The 25,573-nt window shown below is 46.2% G+C and carries 1 protein-coding gene and 1 pseudogene; one reads left to right on the top strand and one right to left on the bottom strand.

What is annotated here, in order from left to right:
* The coding region (locus ACTRWI_RS17735; RefSeq protein ID WP_499133121.1) for an ImpA family metalloprotease at positions 1-24,741 on the bottom strand (24,741 nt) is incomplete at its 3' end.
* Positions 24,742-25,123: 382 nt separating this feature from the next.
* Between ACTRWI_RS17735 and ACTRWI_RS17730 the strand changes: the two are divergent.
* A pseudogene (locus ACTRWI_RS17730) lies at positions 25,124-25,573 on the top strand (IS6 family transposase); the annotation flags it as partial.

Here is a 25,573-nt window from a genome sequence, read left to right as displayed (position 1 = left end):
TACCGGAAGCGAAGTCGGCACAATCGCCATATCGAAGGCACCGTTGGCATCGGTAGTGCCTGCCGTTTTAGTTAAATCAGTGCCTTTTGCGCCAGATTCAATCGCATACACACGTACGCTGGCACCACTGATGTTATTCGCCACCGCTTGCCCTGAAATACTCCATTGTGGATCGAGGGCATAAGCATCCGCCTGATCAATCACAGATTGAAGTTTAACGATGTCATTGAGTTCTGATTCAAGGCTGTCTTGAATGAATTCACGATAATAAGTGAGGTTATTGCTATCAAAGCTCAAACCTGTGATAGCCGCTAACATGCCATCGGTAAGGGCTGCCGCATCTGTACCTGCATAATCTGCAATACTGTAGACTCTGATTTGGTTGGCATTGGCATTGTCAGCCAAGGTTTGCATTTGTGCCAAGGTCGCTAATTCTGACGCTTGCGCATTCACAATATCGGTTTGATATTGCACCAGCGCCGCCGCATCAAGGTTGTTTAAGTTTGGTATAGCTTGTAAGTCACCAAAGCTAATAGTGCTCGCGTCACCTGCTTGATTCGCTGCAGCAATCATTGCAAGGCCATTAACCGTATCAATCACCACTTGGATCTGCGCTACCGACGAGAATGCACCTTGGGTAACAAAGGCTTGGCTGTATTGCGCTTCGTTTGCCGTTTCGATGTTTGCTAATTGACCACTACCCGTTAAGTAACTTGCCGTTATCGTCGTATTCGCTGCCAGCATTTGATTCAGTTCAACCACCAAATTCGCGGTTACCGCGCCCGAACCATAGCCAGTTACATCGGGCTCACCGTTATCCAGTACCCCATCGTTGTTGTCATCTGGATCAAAGAAATCATAGAGACCATCCCCATCAGTATCGGTAAATTCACCGTTGAGTGCATCCGTGTTTGATTGAATCAGCGTCCAGATATCAGCTTTACCATCGTTGTTATCATCAATGGTAAAATCAATATCATTTGGATTAAGTGGATTAAACCCGATAGCGAATTCAATGCTGTCTTGCAATCCATCACCATCCGTATCAGTCAGCGGATCGTTATCATCAGGATCATGCAGCACAGACACGCCATCACCATCTGCATCATAATCAGCACCATTTAATGGGTCAGTGCCTGATTGGAATTCCTGCAAGTTAGTGAAACCATCGGTATCACTGTCTGCGGTGGCTCCATCGTTGACATCTGTTGGATCAAGCCCTAACGCCAATTCGATGTAATCCAGCAAATCGTCGCCATCAGAATCTGGGTAAACAGACAGGGCGACCTGATAATGTGATGCAATTTCTTCTATCGCTAATACTTCGTTGTAAGCCGCAAATGCATGAATCACATCGTTGTTTGAGAAGGAGCCACTGTCATTATTACCCAAGGTGCTTGAAGCGCTATTGATAAGGAAAGCATTTCCGCCAGTACCCACATGCACCCCGTCAATATACAAGTTAGCGGTACTACCGGAAATGGTGTAAACCACGTGTACGACGCGTCCAAAGATGGAAACTACCGAACCACCATTGGTAGCGTTAAATTTATAGTCACCAACACCAAATTTAGTATAACCATAGGTATTGGTATCCCGCCATACTTCGAAACGTAATGCACCATTACCGCTTTCTTCCAACATACCGCCTGAAAGGAAGTTATCCGCCGGATAATGCAGCAAGAATTCATAGCTGACGTCGCCTGACAACGCACTGAGATCAACCGTTGTACTCGCGGTGCCACGCAGTTCAGTATCGTGAGACGTCACCGCCTCAACCCCTGATGTGGCTTGTTCCATCCAAGCAGCAAGGTTTAAGGTTCCATTCGCTGGAAAATCAAGATTACGGTTTACATATTCGATGACCAAGGCCAAATCCGCTTGAGTTTGCCAGTTCGTTTTCGGTAATGCGGTTTGATATTGTGCCAAGGCAAAATCATAAAGCTGCGAATCAGGCGAAGCGGTTGCTAAGGCTTCCAAGGTAATGTTTGACGCAATATTGGATTTAAGTTGAACAAACACATCCAAGAATTCGTTGGTAACGCTGATTAAGCTATTCAACTCATCAAGGGTGTTAATGGATTGCCCTGCTAGGGTTTCACGGTATTTAGCCATAGATGTTGCGTCCGTTCTGACACCCGCTAAATACATGAATTCCGCAAACACATCCGCGTGATCAATGGTCAGATCCGCTACGCGATTCGCTAAATTCGCAATCGCAATTTCGTTGTTGATTTCTGCAATAGACAGAGTTTGCGGCTCGGAGAAGACCACGCCATCTTTTTCCACCTGCAATGTGAAGGTTTCGTTGAGCAAGCGATCAAATGCTAACGAAGTGAAGTCAGACAAGCGCGTGCTGTTGCCTTGGAAGGTCATCACCATACTTTCGGCATCGCCATCAAGCGCCATCACCACTAATTCGCCGCTGCTATTCAAGCCCCACGTAATGCCATCTATTTCTGATTCATCACGCACGTTGAAACGCACGACTTTTTCCCAATCATTATCTTCATGGGCGATAAGTAAACGCGCGACGCCGCTTTCCAGCACGGTGATTTCGTCATTCTCAAGGCTGATTACATTCGGGTTGAAGTTGGTGACGGAGACAAGCGCATTTAAGGAATTAGATGTTGTTAGCGTATTGACACCACCCGTGATATCACCCAGCGTAGCGGTGACAACGACGGGTGATGTTTCCGGAAGAAGCACAATATTTTCCGAATATTCAACGCCTTCTACATCAAAGGTCACTTCTACAAGGACTTCATTGCCATACAAACCGGTATCAAGCTGCCCATTCGTCAAATCAACCAAGCTATCGCCATTAAGCACACTGAAACTTGCCGTTAAGGAAGCAGGTAAATCCGCACCCAGTAATGCAGTGAGATCAAGCGTGCCTGTGTTGGTTTGCACTCTTTCAGGGAAGTAACCCAAGGTAGGATTGTTCGCCAGCAAGGTATCTACCGCCAGCTGCGCTGCAGCGTCTAGCCCAAAGCTTGGAACGTTCAAGGCGAGATCCGTCAGGCCATGACGACGTAGCCAACGTTGAGTATTGAAGTACATCATCTTGGCAGTAGCAGGTTCGAGCGAACCATCTGCCGCATCAAGTGCAATGGCTGAATTCACAACAGAAATTGATTGCCCGCTGCCAACTACGGAAAGCCCTGTTAACGCCGTGCGATAAGCTTCTTCTGCGCCTGTTTCTGTTGAATCCAACTCTGAAGGCATGACAGTGAAAATGGCGTTAGCATCGGTCGAGTCCAACATCCATTGTGCTAAGGCAGTGTTAGCGCTATTAATGGCCGACAAGCTGTAATCGGTTTGCACCATATGGGCGGCAATGTCCGTCACTGGCGACACAATCACGTGATCACGACGTTTTACTTTAGGTAGCACAGCACGAAGCAGCGTATTCGTGCGCGACAAACCGGTGGTATCGTCTTGATATGTACCGCCAGTCACTTCAATTAAGACTGGATTTGAAGTCGCAGACATGACCAAACTAAAATTACCGTTTGCATCAAGGCTTACCGTGCCGCGAGTAATATCCGCCCCTTTCGCGCCGTTATTCAAGTCAAACACCTGAACCGATGCACCAGAAATATTGTTGAGAGCCACATGCCCTGTGATACCAACAGTTGGATCAATCACATAAGCATCCGCTTCGGTGATCATGGCTTGTAAGCTGGTGAGATTGCCTACTTCAGTTGCATCGGAGGTACTGATGAACATGCGATAAGTTTCTAAGTTCGCATCCGTGATGCTTAACCCAAATACCCCTTGTAACGTAGCCAAGGTGAGGTTTAATGCATTTTGAGTTTCTGCCATTAGCACCAAAGCGTCAATTTGCGTTTGGCTTGCATTGGCATTGTTCACCAAGTTTTGTAGATCTGAAACCGACGCCAAGGTAGTTGAGACGTTCATGGCAATCAGGGATTGATAATAACCAAGATTATCTTCATTCAAATTGGCTAAATCAATCACCGCAGAAAGATCTTCGAAGCTGATGTTTTGCGCATAATTATTATCTGCCGCCACACCAATGGCAGTGACCATGTCAATGCTGGCATTCACTGCATTAATGATTTGTTGCAAGTGAATATTGCCTTTAATGATTCCAGCTTTGGTGAACTCGCTGTTGTACTGAGTGATATATGACTCATTACGGACATCAATCAGGATGGATGAACTTGATAACAGGTCGTAGCTCACCGGAGTGTTGCTGGCAATCAGTACATTAATATCACCGCTAATACCACCAATCGCCACGCCAAGGCCGATACCCTGCTCGTCTAACGTACCGTCATCAAAATAGCTGTCATTGTCATCGTCGAGATCCAGCACGTTATAAATACCATCACCATCGGTATCTTCATAAATGCTGGTGCCTCTGCGGTAAGCAGCCTCTACTTCTGAGGCGGTTAGCGCACGGTTATGTGCAGCAAAGGCATAAATGCCCTCTCCTGCATTTACAATGCCTTCATTGATACCTAACGGCGTTTGTGGATCATTAATCAATAACGCATCGGTAAAACTGCCCACTTGTACGCCATTGACCCAAATCTCACTGCTGCCATTTCGCGCTATATAAACGACATGCACAGGATCGCCATAAGGACTATCAACAGACTGACCCTCGATGGCGGTGAAGGTGTAATCTCCTGCACCAAATTTAGTTAAACCTAGGGTGGCATTTCTTTGTTCAAAGCTTAAGGTCCAAACGGTATTGAGCCCAATACTATTATCTCTGCCGCCCAATAACACCACTTTCCATGAACGATCCACAGGTAAATCTAATAAGAACTCATAGGACACATCACCGCTGAGCGCACTCAAATCCAAAGACATTTGATTCGCTTCATTTACAAAATCGGTCACCACAACTTCAGCAGGTACAGTTAAGCCGCTTATATGCTGTATCCAAGCCGTCACACCTATTTCGCCTTGATCTGGCAAGGTTGCCTGTAACTGCGCCCAAATGTCAGCTGTGCCGTCATTGTTTTCATCAATAGAGTAATCAATATCTAACGAATTAAGTGGGTCAAAACCTGCATTGGTTTCAATGATGTCGGCAATTAAATCACCATCAGTATCACTGTAAGGGTTATTATCATCGACATCATCTGAACCAAAGACACCATCGCGGTCACGGTCATAAGAGCTACTGTCAAGTGGGTCAGATCCTGCTAAAGATTCCTCAAAATTGCTGATACCGTCGTTATCAGAATCGGCATCCGCACCATCCGCGTCACTTTCAGGATTAAGGTTCCACGCAAGTTCATACGCATCGGTCAAGCCATCGCTGTCCGTGTCTAAATCACCATCATCTGGGGAGTAAGGGTGTTGTCCACGCACTAATTCATAGCGATCGGGTAATCCATCACCATCAGAATCGGCTTCAACATAAAAACTCGATAGGTCGTAGTCTTGTTCGATGGAGTACACCAAACCTTTCGGTGTACGGTAGAAGAAAGTGATCGGGTCGCCTAATAGATTTGGCGTGAATTCGAGATAATCGGTCACTCGATATTCTTTACCATACATGCTGTAATACAAGTTATCGGTGCTGCCTTGAGTTAGTGCAATGGTTCCACGCGCATTCTCTTCCGAGAATACAAGACCTAAATCTTGAATTTCATTCGCAACCACTTGGAACTTGAAGATTCTATTGGTCGCACCGCCAGTGATGTGCAATTCAGCCACACCGTCTTGCAACACAGTCACACGCTGGTTAGCGCTATCATAGTTAATAATCGTTGGTGTATTGTTGTTCACGGCAAGCGCTGCGCCCTGAACTGTACTCATTGCCAAATCAATGGTGCCGTCTGCATTGCGAGTAAAGTCAACCTCTACAGGTGGGTTGGGTACCGAAACACCAGCACCATCACAATCAACAGGTGAACTATCGCCGAACGGATAACGTGCACTTGGGTTATCAATATCGATGTGCATCCATGGAATGCCACCTATGCCATCCCATGGTATTGAAAGCCCCTCATGTGCATAAATCCCCGTTTCTTTTACGCCATGAATGCCATTAACGGCAGATTGCGCCATCGCTAAATCCGACACAGGCATGTCATACATTTTGAAATAAGGCACCCAGTCCAATCCAGTGATATAACTAAGCGCTACTAGCATAAAATCGTTGCCAGGAATCCGACGTATGTCACGATCATTGCCGTAGTCGGTGTTATACGCATTCGACCCTCTGAATGGGAACAAACTGAAACCGAGATCATCTCTAAGTCCAGCCCAACGCACCTCATTTTCTTCATCGGTATATTGCCATACGCCGTTCATTGCCAACATGAATTGACGATCCCAAATGCGCAGCATCGTATGAAGGCCATGCTGGTCACGCAGCACCGTACCATCACGTAAACGCATACCACGACCTTGATAGACAATTTGCTTGAAGAAGGATTCTGACACGGCACGTCCATACATGCCTCGCTGCTCGGTAAAGTTCAGTGAATCTTCGCCGTTGTCAGTAATGTGCACTTCACATGAACCATCAGTGTTTTGACGCAGTGACACCCTTTGGTTAGATCCGTTACGCATGTCTGCAAGCACTGAGATGAGCCGAGACGAGGCTTCAAGTGACCCTGTCATCTTCCACATGGTAATGCGATCGATCTCCTGATTTCTCTTATAATAGTTCTCTACTGCAATGTCGCGATAAAGGTCTATTTGGGTTTCGGTACTCATCCAATAATAAGTCGACCAATTATTGCGATCATCTGTACCAAAGGTTTCAAGACGTTTACGCTGTTGCTGATGTCCTAACTCATGATTGTCAGACGCATTGCCAAAAATAACACTTAGAGAAGTCCCCTGATCTGACGGATTACCTGATACGCCTGATGCCGTATAGTTCGCTGGATAGTAATCATAATTATAATGCTGAACAAATTGATGGCCATGCATGGTCGTATCTTTACATGAAGCTTCATCCACTAAATTGATACATGCTTGCATCACATCTGGCGATAAGACCTCTTCCATGGTTTCTGACTGTTCCACAGCCCAACCATTCATCCAGTAAACAAAGATATGATCTTTGTACCAGCTTTCTAAGTGCTTCTCACGATCACCACCATATAGATTCACACCATCGAGATAGTCACTCAGCGTCGAATGCGCTTCATGACGGCCGTATTTAATATCCAAGTGTGGGATCTCGACGGTATCGAGCATATCAAAAAAAGCTTCACGCTGGCCAAGATCGCTGGCGTCAAAGATCGCTGGGTGATTGGCTGCACCTGTGACGGTAAATTGGCTATAGCGATTAATATTGCCGCCATCAATCGCCAAGTAAATCGGCGCTCCATATGGTGTGACAAAAGTAACAGATTCGTTATTAGCAAGGTCGAAAATTTCTTTCTGCTCAATGATCGGCGACCAATGCTCATCAAGGATACGGTGCGTCCCCCTACGAGCATAATGCAAACGAATAGAAACGTTGCTGACTGTCGACTCCACCATGTCGTTACGAGTGATAGTGACAGGCACACCAGGCAGAGCATACCAGCCTGTCATTGTCCATTGTCGCTGGCCAGCGTAATAGCCGTAGTCTGAATCAAAGCCTAACGACCAATTTTTACTGTCAATACCCAAAGTACGCTGCTGATTCACCACCGTTTCAGGGTAATTGTAATGAAAGTTTTCTCCTTTAATGATGGTCTCGTTCGCTTGACCGAAATAACGACCTAAATCAGGTTGCGCCTTTTGTTCAGCCCACGAGTGAGAGACCATCAATTCAGCAAAGAGCGCATTGATGTATTCTTTTGCGGTATCGGCATTGATTTCAATCGGATAATCAATTTCAAGGCGGTATTTTTGTGCTAATAACAGCAAAGATTGAGTCAAAGGATCAATGACATTAAAAGGGTTAGTTTTTGTGGAATCATACCCCCTTAACATCTCACTCAGTACGTTGATATCATCAAATAAATCAGCGTTCAATGCGGATGTCGTACAATTTAACAACGTTCCCTTCCCGCCCCCACTACCACAATTTTTCGCTGCCGCATAATTCCAATTTCCGGTTTGCAAACGTTCAAAAAGGTCTTTGGTATTCATCAACGGATTAGCACCTTGTGAACTCGCCAAGGTAACATTAGAAGCCACAGTATTTTGCCCAATACTAGTTGTGGTAACTTTCATTAAGTTGCGCAGTTCCAAAGTGAAACGGGATGCACCAAAGTGCTCATAGCGATCTTGATGCTCGAGAATGGTAGGGATCGCATTATCTTTGAGGTAATTGAAGGCATCACTCATGTCTGCAGCAGAATACAGGTCGGAATTTTCATCACCGACAATCACCAGATCAGGCGAATCGGCTTGTAAACAACCCAGCAAGGCAGGGCCGCTACAACCATTGATCGTATATCGCCCTACATACTCTCGCTCAAGCCATGCAATCAGATTATCCCAGTGTGCTGAATAGCCATTATTTGGCATATTGGCGACTACAATCTTAATCTGCTTATCTGCAGATTCATCGCCCACCACCCAATCAAGCACATTATGCGTCAAGGCGTTCATGCCTGAATCATTCATTGCCCCTATAAACATCGAATTGGCAGGCACGGCATAACGCCAACTCCCCTGCTGTGCCACCAATAACATGTTTTTGCCTGCACCATCATCCGCGCTGGTCGAAGGCAATAATTCAAGCGATGAGCCAAGCCCAGATGAGAAGGTGCTAGCACTTATCCCTGTTGACCAATTAACACTGCCGACACCCTCCCAGAAGTACTGTTTAATCGAACTTTGCAAACTCGATGTGAGATCGATTGAAGCATTGATCACGTTTATCAATTCTTGTTCAGTAGCAAGGGTTTCGTCTTGGTTTTCTAATGCAGATAAGGCATTGGCATGATCAGTTTGAAGTGACGGTATCGTACTTTCCCAACCCCTGGTAATACGCGGTACCGTTGAAATAGTTTCAAACAAAATGGCACCACCAATCACCTCACCATCGATACCGTCTAGAACTTCAAGATCAAAACGCGCTTCGCCATTGGCAAGTTCAAGAATTATTGGATTGGTTTGGGCAACTTGCCATTCGCCTTCATTAATACGGAAACGCCATGTGTCCACACCCGCTTCGGTCTTTGCGGTCAACAACACTTTACCTGCGTCGTAAACTTCCACTGAAATGCTATCTAAGTCATCTTGATTTGGCACACCATCACCATCAGCATCCCCTGTTGGGCCATCGATGAGACTGAAATCTGAATTGTCCGCGATGCCATCACCATCAATATCCTCCCATTCCGTATTGTCTAACGGATAGCGGTCAACCCAGTCATTGAACCCATCGTTGTCATCATCAAGATCGACTCTGTTATATATACCATCGTTATCAGTATCGAAATAAATACCGAGCGTATCAATATAAGAAGATAGGATCTCATCTTGGCTGAGAGCTTGATTATGGGCAGCGAATGCATAGATACCATCACCAGTTTGCAATGAACCGCTGTGAATACCCAAAGGTGTTTGAGGATGATTAATCAAAATAGCGTTTTGCAGGATACTCCCCACATGAACACCATTAATCCACATCTCCGTTTGACCGCCACGACCGACAATCACCACATGCGCTAGGGCACCATAAGGACTGGCTATGGATTGGCCATTAACGGGGAAGAATACATAATCAGATGTGCCATATAGAGTAGCCCCCATATTATTAGCCTTTTGCTCGAAACGGATTTGCCAATGGGTGTTAAGCCCTTCAGCATTGTTTCTATTACCCAATAAACCGCCGATATTTGAGGTGTTTTTAGTAAACTGAACAATAAATTCATAAGACACTTCACCACTCAAGTTACTTAAATCGAGCGTTTTCTCAAACGGCTGTGTGATCAAATCAGTCACAACCAACTCTGGTAAAATGCTTAATTGCGCATGATTTTCTATCCACTTAGTGGTATTAAGTTGATTAGGTGTCGGTAGACTCGCTTGAATGCTAGCTAACACATCAGGGATGCCGTCACTGTTGTTATCAATCGATAAATCAGCATCCGTTGGATCGTTAGGATCAAGACCATAATCCACTTCGATGCGATCTGGCATGCCATCACCATCGTTATCGGTATATGGATTGTTATCATCCGAGTCATTGATCCCGAGTACCCCGTCATTATCTTCATCGAGTGCGTTTTGGGTATTGACTAATACGATAAGCGCTTCAACGTCTTCAACTGTCGACCAGCTATTTGTTGCCAGTGTCGCTTGATAATAACTTAGCAAACTTTCAGGCAAATATTGATTAGGGAACAACGCCTCAAGCTGCGCTAGGGTCACCTCATCGGTCGCAGTATTTTGTAGCTCAACGAACTGGGTATCGGTGCTAGATTGGCTGCTGTTCACTTCAGCGATTAACGCATTCAATTGCGCGATGGTTGAGGCGGTAGTATTGCTCAACGCACTGCGATACTGGCTAAGAATAGCTACATCGCTTGAAACATCGGTTAACCCGATAAACTCCGCAAACAAGTCAGAATCGTTAATCGCACTATTGGCAACACGTGATGCAAGATTAGCTAACGCTAATGGATTCACTATTGACTCAATGGACGCCATTTGAATGTTCGAGAACCTCACGCCATCTTTAACCACGGACCAATTGACACTCTCATTAGCATTTCTATCGACTGTTAACACCGACATTAATGTTAATGTGAAATCGTCCCCCTGATAAAAAACGTTTACATTACCGCTATCCGTCGAAACACTACTGGCTTGAAGATCACCATTGGTATTCAATACCCAAGGGATATTGGGTACGCTGCGTGGTGTCAGCACCTTAAATGTCACCAGCTCATCATAGTGTTTAGCAATATCAACCAATCTAAAGGTCGCAGTACCATCACGCAGCACCGTCATTTCACTCAACTGAGCTGGGGTTAAATAATTAAACTCTCCCGTTTGCACCACTTTAGGGGAAAGGTTTAACACTTGGATGTTCGCCGATTCACCACCGTTATTTCCTAGTGATAGCGTATGTCGACCATTAGTTTGTAAGTCGCTAATTGAGAGTTGGTAATTAACACTGTTTTGAACATTGGTCAGTTTGGAGTGCTCAACAAAGCGAATCGAAGGTCGTGTTTTGTCGACATAACGGGTTTCGAGCACATATTCAGAAATATTCGTTGGTACAGTAAATGTGGTCGGATCATCAACTTGAGAACGAACACCATCTGAAATCAAAACGAATGTAACATTGAAACGCTCTAAATATTGGTTATCAATCTGTGCCAATAAGTTACTCGTTCCTAAACCAACCTGAATTTGTTCAGGAATACCTTGTATAAAGTCATCGTCATCTATTTCTTGTTCAAGTTCCGCCACTTTAGTTGAAGTTAAATTAAACAATTTACTGGTAATACTCGCTTGACGACCACTTTTATCGAGGCGTTTCATTAAACGACGCGTATCGCGATACATCCGCTCTTTCAGCGCTTGTGATAATTGTCCATCCACTTTAAGTGTATTCACTAAGTCAGTAATCGCTTGGTTTGGCTTTCTGCCGCCAGCTTCAATCGAAAGCCCTGCCAATACTTCGCGCATATTTCGAGCTTTTCCGAACGCTTCTAAACCATACTCGGCAATATATTGTTCGGCTTTTTCTGAGCTGGATAAATCCACTGGGCGCAGCTTATCCATCAGGTTGGGGTCGTTTGTGCCTAAAAACTCTTGCGCGACTTGTTGACGCAACATGGCGATTTTCGCTTTAGAGAAATCTCCTTCCGCTAACTGCGCAACGGCTTCAGACAATGGCGTGATCACTAACGTATCGCTATTCGACGCTTGTTCCATAACGGCACGTAACGACTGATTCGTCATGTCGACATTCAAACCGGTAGATTCATCGAGATAATTACCGTTTTTCGCCACCACCAATACACGAGAATCTGTTGGTTTTATCTGTGCAGCATAGTTACCGTTAACATCGGTAATAACATCAGCATCTCCTACATTTAATTTCTCAATAATTGAGCCATCATCATTGATGCTAAAAAATTCAACCATCGCGCCTGTAATATCATTAGCAACTACCGAGCCTTCCATTGAAATAGAATCTTGCTGCGTATCAACTTCATCAATCACCACTTGCAGTGCAGCGATATCAATAATAGAAGCCTGATCTGCAATCGCTGTCTGATAGAAGTTGATATTATTTTCAGCAAATATCAGACCTATGATGTCACTTAATATCACTATCGTCACAGCACTGGCATCGTTGTTAATCACCGCAGCCTGAACAACTTCGAATGCAACAAGACTTGCATCAATACTATCAATGAGCACTTGCAGCGCCGCTATATCAATAATCTCGGTCGAGTCAGCAATAGCAATTTGATAGTCATTGATATTAGCCGCGTCGAACGTCAAGCTTAAAATGTCACTTAGTACGTCCGTTGTAATTCCACTACCATCACTGTTGGTGACTACAGCTTGGACAATTGAGAAAGCCGTTACGCTCGCATCAACATTATTTATTAAGACTTGTAATTCTCCGACATCGGTAATCTCACTTTCAGCTACAATTGCCGCTTGGTAATCGGCCAAGTTAGCATCGGTGTACGTCAGCCCTTCTATGTTGCTCAATATGGTCAGAGTCAAGCCACTACCATCACTGCTAGTCGCCGCCTCTTGCACAGCTGCAAAGGCACCTACGGTATTGTCAACATTGCTGACCAATAATTGCAATGCCGCCAGATCCACAATGCTCGCTTCAGCCACTATCGCCACTTGGTAGTCACTGATATTGGCAGCAATCAAGGTCAATCCAATGATGTTGTCCAATACGTCAATCGTAATACTGCTGGCATCACTGTTGCTCGCTGCCAACTGAACTGTAGCTAAGGCAATGACGCTACTATCAACACTGTTTATCAACGCTTGCAACGCCGCCACATCAACTATCGCGCTCTCATCTTCAATCGCATCGCGGTAGCTGAGCATGTTGCCACTTGAGAAGGTCAAACCGCGGATTGGGTCGAGCACACTCGCCGTGATGTTGCTGGCATCACCACTATTTGCGGCTTGTTGTACGCTCGCAAAGGCCAATACACTCGCATCGACGCTGTCGATAATCGCTTGAAGTGCCGCCACATCGGCAATGCTGCTTTCTGCGACTATCGCCTCTTGGTAATCCGTAAAGTTCGCCTCGGTATAAACAAGACCATCGATGTTATTAAACGTGGTGGGCGATAAATCATCAGCATCATCATTGGTTGCCGCCGCTTGTACTGCGCTAAAGGCGTCAACGGTATTGTTAACGTTGGTAATCAACGCTTGTAAGGCACTCGTGCCCGCAATTTCAGTTTGCGCCGTAATTGCCTCTTGATATTGACTAAGGTTGGCGCTCGCAAAGGTTAAACCAATAATGTCATTGAGCACAACCGTCGACACCGCCGTCGCATCACTCGTGGATGCTGCCGTTTGGACAATCGTGAACGCTTCAACACTGCTGTTGACACGGTCAATAATGAGCTGCAAATCATTCACCGTTGCAACGGTGCTTGCATTGCCAATCTCCGATTGATATTGAGTCAGATTAGCGGCGATGACAGCCGTCAGATCAAGTATCGTATCGAGCGTGGCAATCTTAACGGTCGTGCCGTCATTGGCCTGCGCGGCATTTTGGATCAGCGTGAGGTTCGCATTACTGGTGTTGATGTCATCAATGTAATCTTGTATCCCACTCACACTTCTAAAATCATTTCGCCCAACCAGGCGCGATTGGTACTCAGGGAGATAGCTTATTTCTATATCGGCTAATAAACCGCCGGTCACCCAATCCTCTTGACTGAGAGTGGTGGCGTTTGTAATGGCATCGTTGACGATAGAAATTAAGGTGTCATCACCATTCGTGGCATTAATGAACTCTTGTAATCCAAACCCATAAATTAGGCTAGTTTTACCGTTGTCGATGAAACTGGCGATGTAATTCGGCAACAGCGCTTGCTGGACATTAAATAGTGTCACCAGTGAGGCAAGGTGCTCATAGGTAATAAGATTGGGGTCTGTTGACAATGCGTTATCGATAAAACTTGCGACCAAATTCTGTTCAACTAAGATCGCATTGATTTGATCAAGGCTTGCTAGCGTTAGGACACTGATGTCTTTGAGCGCAACGCCACTGCTGTCGGAATTAAAATCAAAGCCTTTAAAATCAAGGTACGTCGCCTCGGGCAAATAAACACGGGTGACGTTGACCTCTCTGTTGTTGACCTTCAAGGTATTGGCGTCTTTATCGACTGAGGCGAGTACACCAATGTCGGTATAAATCGGAGAGCTGGTGTTGTACGCCACCGGCTCCGCTAAAGAGGTGATCGCATTCCCCATCCCTGCGCCATGAAGCTCACAGTAATAGCTGAAGTTGGCATTATCGGCATTAGCCAACGTCAATGTGGTATACGCACCACTTTGCCCCGGAACGCCGACACTGCTGACGGAGAATTGATTGTTGTCAGATGTGAACGCAATCGGATGATTGGCATTACTGCTGTCAGATTGGTCAAAGTAGTAAGTCACATCCGGTGCTAATGTTAATTCAGGCTTAATATCACCATCGACAACAAAGACATTCGAACCAGAATTGCCATCAAACACCACTTCGATCTGATGGACCTTGATCGCTTCAGGGGTTAAGAATAACGTCGAACCATCGCTGGTATTAAAGAGTTTTAACTGATTTTCATCGCTATAGAGGTACTCACCCGGCAGGTTATATTCGCGCTCTGTAACCCCTTCTAGCATCCGACTGAAACCTAAACGAATGATGTCATTTCGCAGTCCGGTCACTTCAGCGCTGTAACGAGAAAAGGCTTCCAGAGACATTTGTAGCGCAACAGATTGTTGGTAATCATTGACCGTTGCATTCAATCGTAATTGGGTGGTGTTGACGTCTTGAATGGCACTGAGCAATGCCTCGCTTGATAGCGGCAAATTAAGCTGCCCAGCTAACGCTATCTGATAATGCACTTCATTGGCTTGGACAATCGAATCATTAAGGGCCAAGACTTTTTCGAGTAGGCCGACCGAGACACTATCAAAGGCTTGTCCATTTAAATGCGTATTGATGTCCGCTAAGGCTTGGACACTTTCATCGACTTGATGGATTAACGCTTGTAATGATTCAACACTATCAATTGAGGTTTGATCGGCAATCGCAGATTGGTACTCGTTGAAATTGTCATCAATGATGTCCAAATTACGAATGTCTGAAAGTGTTTCTAAACTTAGCGGTTCAGCGTCGCTATCAACCGCTGCAGTTTGAACATCGTCGAAAGCCGCTAAGCTCGCATCAACGCTGTCAATCAAAGCTTGCAGCGCCGCCACATCGTTAATGTTGGCTTCGACAGCAATCGCATCTCGATATTCGATCAAATTGACATCGTTAAACGTCAGACCAAGAATAGCGTCCAGTGTTGAGACTTCGATACCATTGGCATCGCTGTTGGTCGCGGCCATCTGTACGTTGATAAAGGCACCCAAGCTTCTATCAACACTATTAAGTAACGCTTGCAGCGCGGCTTCATCGCTAATGTCGGTTTCACCGGCAATCGCTATTTGGTAATCGGTGAAATTGGCACTGTTAAACGTCAAACCACGGATCGCCTCTAACGTTTCGATGCTGATCGCTTGAGCATCACTGTTGGTCGCGGCAGATTGCACGTCATCAAACGCCGCAATACTGGCGTTCACATTGTCGATAAGCGCTTGCAACGCCGCCACGTCCTCAATTTGTACTTCCGCCGCAATAGCGCCTTGGTAGTCGGTGACATTGTCACTATTGATGGTTAAGCCGCGAATGGCATTCAGCGTGTCGATGGTCACGCTCGTTGCATCATTGTTAGTCCCAGCAAGCTGCACATCACTGAAGGCCTTGATACTGGCATCGACGCTGTCGATGAGTGCCTGCAGCTCCGCCACATCGGCAATCGCGGCTTCCTCTTCAATCGCGCTGCGGTAATCCAAGATGTGGCCACTTGTTAGGGTCAAGCCTCTGATCTGAATCAGCAAGGTAACATTAATGCCACTGGCGTCGCTGTCGGTTGCCGCGGTTTGTACGCTGGCAAACGCCGCAAGACTCGCGTCCACACTGTCAATCAAGGTTTGCAGCGCGGCGAAAGCGGTGATCTCGACTTCGCCCGCTATTGCCCCTTGGTAATCGGTGAGGTGTGCGCTGTTAAACGTGAGACCACGAATAGCGCTGAGCATGGTGTCGGTGACGGCACTGGCATCGCTACTCGTCGCGGCGGTTTGCACAGCCGTAAACGCCACAATGCTCGCGTCGACACTGTCAATCAGCGCTTGCAACGCCGCCACATCAACAATCGCCGTTTCGCTTTCAATCGCTTGTTGGTAATCTGCCACGTTCGCATCAATGACGCTCAGGCCTCGAATATCACCCAGCGTATCAACTTGAATGTTACTGGCATCGCTACTAGACACCGCGCTTTGGACCGCAGCAAAGGCGGCCACGCTTGCATCGACGCTATTGATCAGCGCTTGTAGTACCGCCACATTGGCAATGCTACTTTCAACAGCGATCGCGATTTGATAATTGGTAAAATTGGCGTTTTCTACAGTCAAGTCGCGGATCGCATTCAATGCCTCGATAGACAACACTGAGCCGTCGTTATTGGCGGCCGCAGACTGCACGTTGGCAAACGCCGCAATACTGGCGTCCACATTGTCGATAAGCGCTTGCAACGTGACAACATCCACGATGTCCGCTTCAGCTTCAATGACGCTTTGGTAATCGGTCAAATGCGCATCGTTAAACGTCAAACCACGAATATTGCTGAACGTTGTATCGGTTAATGTGCTAGCGTCACTGCTGGTTGCCGCCAGTTGCACACTGGCAAAAGCCACCAAACTGGCATCGACGCTGTCGATGAGCGCTTGCAGCGCCGCCACATCGGCCATCTCAGCTTCGTTTTCAATCGCACTGCGGTAATCCAAGATATAACCACTTGTCAGGGTCAGGCCTCGAATCTGGCTCAGCAACGTGACATTAATGCTGCTGGCGTCACTGCTGGTTGCCGCGGTTTGTACGCTGGCAAACGCCGCAAGGCTCCCATCAACGCTATCAATCAGAGCTTGTAGCGCGGCGACGTCGGTGATTTCCGCTTCAGCCGCTATCGCACTTTGGTAATCCGTGAGGTGTTCGCCGCTGAACGTCAAACCACGAATACTGCTGAGCGTGGTGTCAGTTAATGTGCTGGCATCGCTGCTCGTCGCGGCGGTTTGCACAGCCGTAAACGCCACAATACTCGCGTCTACGCTATCAATGAGCGCTTGCAACGCAACTACATCATTGATTTGTGATTCCGCCGCAATGGCATCTTGGTAGTTACCGAAATTATTAACATTGAACGTCAAACTACGGATATTACTGAACGTGGTGTCAGTTAATGTGCTGGCATCGCTACTGGCTATAGCGCTTTGTACCGCCTCAAACGCCGCCAAACTGGTATCAACGCTGTCGATCAGCGCTTGTAAGGCCGCAACATCGATAATTTCCGCTTCCGCGGCAATCGCGTCTTGGTAATCGGTAAAGTGAGCGCTATTGATGTTCAATCCACGGATCGCATCGAGGGCTTCGACCGTCAATGAAGACACATCACTGTTGGCCGCTACGGCTTGAACATCCGCAAATGCCGCTAAACTGGCATCGACACTGTCGATGAGTGTTTGCAAGGCGGTCACATCAATGATGTCAGACTCAGCGGCGATGGCATTTTGGTAATCTGTGACATTGTCACCACTCACGACTAAGCCGCGAATAGCTCCTAAGGTTTCCAGCGACACACCGGTGGCATCATTGCTCGTGGCCGCATTTTGAACGTTCATTAATGCCGCCAGGCTCGCGTCAACGTTGTCGATCAACGCTTGCAGGGCCGTCACATCGGCGATGCTGCTTTCTGCTGCGATGGCGGTTTGATAATCGAAGAAATTCGCTGAATTACTGGTTAATCCTTGAATGGCGCTCAACGTCTCAACGCTCAGATCCGCGGCATCACTGTCACTTGCCGCTTGCTGAACGTCGGCAAACGCCGATAGGCTCGCATCCACACGGTCGATGATCGCTTGCAGCGCTGCCACATCCGCAATACTGTTTTCTTCCGCAATCGCCGTTTGATACGACAGTGCATTGGCAGACACATGGGTTAGATTCAGAATGTCGTTCAGTACCGCATCGCTGACAGCAGCCGCATTATTGGAATAGGCGGCCGTTTGCACCAGTTCAAACGCGGCTAAACTGTCATCCACCTCGGTCAGGACGTGTTGCAAATTGGCGACGCTGTCGATACTGCTTTGTTCTTCAATATGGCTTTTGTACTCAGCAATATGTGACGCGTCGCTGGTGAGGTTAAGAATGCGACCTAATAACGTGGCTGTCACGGCTGTCGCATCACCGCTGCTGGCGGCCGCTTGCACCTGCTCAAAAGCAGACTCACTGTCATCCACTTCAGTGAGGATCGCTTGCAGAGCTGCGATGGTATCAATAGACGCCGCGGCGGCAATCTGAGCTTGATACCCTTGAATGTGCGTGTCATCGACATTCAAATCAATGATATCAGCCAGTACATTCACTGTGATGTTGCTGGCGTTGTTGCTGAGTGCTGCATTTTGCACCAAGGCAAAGGCGATGAGACTGGCATCTACGTCATTGACCAGCGTTTGCAATTCGCTCACGTTCACGATGCCGCTGGCCTGTGTAATAGCGGATTGATATGAAGACAGATTGGTGACATCAAAGATCAGATCAATGATGTTGGTTAACACCGCTTCCCTAACTTCACTTGCATTGTTGGTCAACGCCGCCACCATCACCACTTCCAACGCCGTCTCACTGGCGTTGGTACGATCAACTAGGGTTTGCAGCACTGTCATATCCCCCAGTGTCGCACTGGTGAGTTTGACAATTTCACCACGATACGCCTTAAGGTTGTCGCCCTCAATGTTGGTTAATCCAATAACATTTTGTAATGCCGCGAGCGTGACCGTCTCTGCGGTTTCACTGTTTGCCGCCGCTGATATGATCCCCAGACTATCGACGCTGTTGTTCACATCGTTAATAAAGGTTTGGATGTCGACGGCACTGGTGAAAGCTGGATGGTTAGTCAGGTGGTGCTGATACGCCTCAAGATAACCACCCGCGCGGACACCCGTCAAAATGGCACCGGTTTGCCACGCTTCTTGCGTTAATGGGGTATTGTTTATGATCGCATTGTTCACAAGGGCGATGAGTGCATCGTCACCGTTGACACGATTAATGAAGCTTTGTAACTCAGCCCCATCGTTAATACTGACCAGGTTGTTATCAAGCATCGCTTGCTGGTAACCAGACAATGACGATGACTGCACATTGCTGATGGTCACTAAACGGTTTAGATCCTCTGCTGTCATCTCGGTAACATCAGAGGCTAACGCGACATTGATGTTATCGATGGCACCGATATGGGCCGACATCATCTGCATCACATGATCCAGGTTTTGTGCCGTAAGAAGCTCGATACTGCGATTGGTTTCGCTTGCCGGCTCTGCAAAGCCTCGGTCGGATAGATAATCGTAGGCTACCCCATCACGGTGTTGAGTAAAGGCCACCGGTTGACCATTCACGGTAACGCCCGACTGCGCATCAATCACCGCAGTGACGCCAAGCTCGGTCAATGCGGATGTGACCGCGAGCGTCAGCGCTGGATCACCTAAGTCAACCGAATTCCCCATTCCAGCACCATGCAAAGTGCAGAAGTAACTCAAATCGGTATTTGCCGCGCCGATGGTCACTTCGGTGAAAGCACCTTGTGTACCCGGCGTGCCAGTCGATTGCATCGTAAAATCACCCGCCGTTGAGGTAAACGCAATTGGATGATTGGCATTACTGGCATCCGATTGTTCAAAGTGATAGGTATTACCTGCATCTAACGCTAAGACCGGACGCTCCTCGCCATTAATCACAAAGACATTGCGACCCGATGCCATGCTGTAGGTCACTGACACGGGGATTGGTTTGATGTCATCCTTAACCACATAGAACGGGGTATTATCCGCCGGATTGATTGCCACTAATTGCCCATCAATGGAATCAAAATACGTGGTATTGAATGTCGAGCCTCGCTCGCTTAACCCCATCAATAAACGATTAAACGCCCCTTGATATTCGATGTCAGAGCGCGTCATTAACGTATTTAAATACGAGTGTACTGGAGCAATCGCATCGCCAATGTTCGCCACATTGGTGATCGCCAAACGAAGATTCGCCAAAGCGGCTTGATGAGTATTAGTCTCTTGTATGGTCGCGGCGAGAGCCTGAGCAGTAATAGGGAGTGAGTCTAGGTGAAGGTTAGCAAGCGAAATTTGATAAGCAGATTGAAACGCAATGTCGTAACTGTCTTCTAATGCCAATATTTTCAATAACAGAACGCCATCAAGATCAAAGGCGCGATGTTGGCTTAAACGAAGATTGACTTCAGCCAGTGCCGTTTCGCTTTCATTCACCTTGGTTAAGAATGCGTTAATGTCACTTAACTCATCCACATCACTTGGGGTGGATTGCGTTAACGCATCTTGATAGGCCGCCAAATTGACCGACACCACTAATGTTGGCTCTAAACCTAAGAGGGCGTTGAAGGTCTCAATAGAGACGGCCTCCGCACTGCCTGTGGTCGTCGCATTATTGAGTGCGGCAAACGCATCCACATTCGCATTGACGTCATTAATGAGCGTCTGTGCTTCTTCAATTGATGACAGTGGTTGACGATTCAAGATCTCATCGTTGTAACCCACTAAGTAAGCCAATGCTTGAGTTGAGGTGAGCAATCCATCCGTTTGCCACTGCATTAATGAAATCGGCGACTGTGGCGTAATATTGTTCAATAGCGTTAAGAAATCTTGCTCTGAGTTCACCTGTGCCAAAACAGTATTAAGCGCTGCGAGATCGTCAAGACGGCTTGCTTGTTCAATCGCATTGAGATAGTTAGCAAAATTCACTCGGGTGTAATTCTCTAGATGCAAAGTGGCATCAAAATCTGCCTCCGTCAGCGCACTAGTATCGCCCCCTACTGCCGTTCGAATGTTATCAAAAGCAACAACACTGGCATTCACTTCATTAACAAGACGTTGAAGCTCAAAGAGATCATTGATGGGTTGGCGACGCTGCGCTTCGCTGTTGTATTGGCTCAAATTAGGTTCGTCTATGACGTCGTTCAGCAGCATATCCGCTTGCCAATCCAAGAGTTCTAATGGTGCATTGTCCTTAATAGCATTCACAGCAGACAGTAAGGCTTGCTGCTGATTAACTAACCGCAGCAGCGCCTCTAACGTGGCCAAATCCGCTAAAGCGCTCTCTGCACTGATAGCTTCTTTATAGGAGGTAAGATTGGCGGCATCAAAATGACTGAGATGCAAAATCGCTGCAAAATCTTCTTCTATCAACGGACTCGCATCCCCTCCGGCCAGATTGCGCACTTTATCCAATGCCGCCACGCTCGCGTTGACCTCTCCAATCATGGCTTGAAGAGCCGAGATATCAGTAAACGGTTGACGAAGCATCGCTTCACTGTTGTATCCATCAAGATGTGAAGCGGTGGTTTGTACGTTGATAAGCTGCGCATCCGCTTGCCATTGGATGAGACTCATCGGCGCTTGCTCTGTCATACCATTGACCGACGCCAGCATATTTTGCGCTTGATTGGTCGCCAGCAGTAACGCGCTTAGGGCATTCACATCGACGATCGACGAGGCATTGCTGATAGCCACTCGATAAGCGGCTTCGTAACCGGGTTCAAAATATTCGAGATGCAAAATATCAGTGAAATCCGTCGCCGCAAGCTCGCTCGTATTGCCTCCTACCGCACTTTGAATGTTGTTAAAAGCCGTGACGCTGAGATTGACATCACTCACTAATTGTTGAATCTCCTCTAGACTGCCCAGTGGTTTGCGTTTCATGGCTTCGCGATTATAGGCGTCTAAGTAATCCCCTTCTCGAACGCTTTCGACCATCCCATTCGCTTGCCATTGCATCAAACTGAGTGGGCTATCCTCGTCTATCTCATTGATGATAGCCAGTAGCCCTTGGGTATCGTTGATGCTGAGTAAGATACGATTTAACGCCGCTACATCTTTAATGGCTTCTTGACTCGCGATCGCTTGCAGATAAGCGGCAAAATTCTCTGCATCAAAGTTTTCCAGATGCAGCACGATTTCAAAATCATTTAACGTCAGATCGGTTGCATCACTTGTGATGGCCGCTTGATTCATCTTATCAAGTGCGCTAACGCTGTCATTGACTTCATCCACTAACACAACAATGGCCGCAAAATTTTCTAGCGGTTGGCGCTCGATGATTTCGCTGTTGTACGCATCGAGGTTCTCATTAACAAACGTAGAGATCAGTTGACCGTCAAACCAATCTGATAACATTAATGGGACTGCGGCTATCATGCCATTGGCGCTTGCTAACAACGCTTGCTCTTGATTCACTCTAAGCAGTAAACGGTCTAGCGCCGTGATGTCACCAAAATCACCATTGATTTGTAGCGCGGTTTGATAATGTGTCAACAATGCTGGATCAAAATGGGTTAAATACAAAATGGCGTCAAAATCCGCAACGTCAATCTCGCTGATGTTGCCAAGAGCATAGCCTTTCACTTTAGCAATGGCATCCAAGCTACTATTGACTGAAATAATGAGTGTCTGCAGTGATTCAATACTGGCAAGCGTCTCAGTTAATACAATTTCATTTTTGTAATCAGTCAATGCATTGCTATCAAAGGTGAGGTTGATGATGCTATTAAACGTCTCAGCCTCAATCAGTGCATCGTCTCCTGAAATAGACGCTTGTTGAACCACTTTAAACGCACTCATGCTTCGATCAGCCGTATCAATAAACGATTGCAAATCAGCAAACGAAACAAACGCATCACTATCATCAAGCAGTGAAGCGTAGTAATCGACGTTGCTCTCTTGGAAATTCAAATCCAAAACGCTCGCAAAGCTAGCCACCGACAAGGCCTGTTTTTCAAGTTGATTAAAGTCTTTCAAAGACGTGCGTTGAACAATCGAAAAGAGATCAGACGACACTTTATTCGTTAGACGAATGCCATCACGATTGACGTAGTAAAAAGATAACGTGTCATCCAATGACAGCGGCCCTCGATCCACGACATCCAATTCCCCAAACTCCACATCATTGATTTCATAGAAAAGAGAAAAGTTGTCGTTGCTGCGGTAATTAGAAATAAGGAGTTCGCTATCAAAAGACCACTCGATATCTAGGATGTCATTACGATCTTCCATGACGTTGAAACTGAAGTTGGCGAATGTCACATCGCTATCTGCCAGCGAACGTACAGCCAATACCGCAATCCCATCTTGAAGCACTCTCAAGAAGGTCTGCTGGTTAATCTCAACAACTTCAATGGTACGTTTAGACATGTTGCTTAACACCGTCTCAACATCGTCGCCTGAAGTCTGGCTAATTTGCAGGGGAATAAGACCATTACTATTCACATTACCAATGCTGTAAGTAAACGCTTTAACGGTTTCGACAATGGTGAAATTGACATATTCGGTTTTTGACGTCCCCGTCTCTTTATCGGTTAATTGAACCATTAGGGCCGCGTTTGTCAGTGCATTAGTCGAAATTTGTACGGCGTTAGTATCCTTTTGAGAGCCGTTGTTGTTGACAATAAAAAATTTGAAATCGAATATGTTACGAAGTTGCTCACTAATGAGCAGATCGAAAGCATTAATGTTGCCAGGTTCCACTTCAATCAGCTCCGGCAATTTTCTAGCATAGAAATCACTAGCGACTTTGGCTTTCACCTCTTCTTTAAACTCTTTGGTGACATTCAAAATGGTGCTATTTTCAAGTTCTACTTCAATGCCTTGACTGTCGAGGACAGTCATTGCCCCTTCAATCAAGTCTTCTTTAAAGTCATTACTTAAATCGCCATTGTTAACCACAATTTCTTCTTTAATTTCTGCTAGCGCTTCAACAGGGTTACTCCCTTTTGCCAAGCTAGACAGACCAGACAAGATCAAGTTGTAGTTAAGTGTCGCGCTTTTCACTTGTTCGACTGCGGAGATATCGCCTGCTGGCATGTTATCCGATGGGGTGTCATCTTGCTCGACAATCGGAGAAGTTTTGGTGATCAAATCCGGGTCTGCAGTACCAAAGAAGATCTGGGCGATTTCGGTATTCACTTTTTCCGCGTTACTCGAAGACAAGTCACCATCCATTAACTGAATGGAAAGTTCCGTAAGAGGCGTGATAACAGCAATATTTCCTTTTGCACTCGAATCATCCGTGACTTCAGTCACTTCGGTGACTACTCGAAGCTCCGTGTCAGCGAGATCAATAGCTAGGCCGGTCGCCTCATCTTTGTATGAGCCACCTTTAGAAATAACAAGAACTTGTCCGCTGTATTCTGGTATTTCAATCGTGTAAGAGCCATCGTCGTTAGTAAGCACCTCACTGAAGTTCAGAAGCTGCCCAACGTTTCCGTTATCATCAACGGCATAAACCTCCACTGAAGCTCCAGAAACTTTATTAGCAACGACCACACCATTTATGGTGTTTTCTGCGATCACATCAGGAGCGCCATCAGGAGAAATGTCATCAACTGTAGCTATGTTTGAACTATCACAAGCAGTTAAAAATAGGACAATAGTAACGAATATACCTGAGAAACGATTCATATCCCATTCTCCCTAATAGGGTAACATCTAATCTCTTATAATTTTTTAGTATCTAGCCAAATCATCATATAAGACTTGTATACCACTATATGTTAGTACAGCTCGACCATAATGCGAGAGTTTCGATAGAGCTATTCTAATAAATATTATGGGTAGAGTAATGACTGGATCGGATGAACAAGCCCGAAGTGCGAAAGTTCGCCATTTAAGCAACTATACACATTTCTTTGAATATGACGGCAGGTTGCCTAAAGCCTAAGCATTTCTTCGGCCTAAAATTGGTTCTGTCGCAAACTTTGAGCCTTTTAGCTAAGATTTTTTTTATCTCCACTCATGATATTGGTTCTTAATGTTTAAAGGTTGTCATTTTTCCCTCTGAAGTTATTATCTCGCCTGTAAACTCTGTTATCGTAAAATCGAAGAGATACAGTTAGAGCATGGAGTCATTGTGGATCACGCAACTATTAATCGTTGGGTTATCAAATTTACGCCAGTATTGGAGCATAGAGCAAGGCGGAGAAGGAAGCCGGTGGCTGAATCGTGGCGCATGGATGAAACCTACATCAAAGTAAAGGGTAAGTGGATCTACTATAGCCGAGCCGTCGATAAATTTAGAAATGTGATCGATTATTATCTTAGCCCTAACCGTGATGAGGCTGCTAGAGCTTTTCTGAATAAGGCTACTTCATAAAATGGTTTACCAAGCAAAGTCGTCATAGATGGAAGTAAGAGAACTATACAGCCATTGATTCGATGAATGTTCAGCTTTGGTTGACGGGTTATTTCATGCTCTCATTGGTAGAGATTTTGGACATAAAATATCTGAACAATA

The sequence above is a fragment of the Pseudoalteromonas sp. G5_S1_14_S5 genome, assembly GCF_054968605.1.
This window is presented reverse-complemented; position numbering and strand designations above follow the sequence as displayed.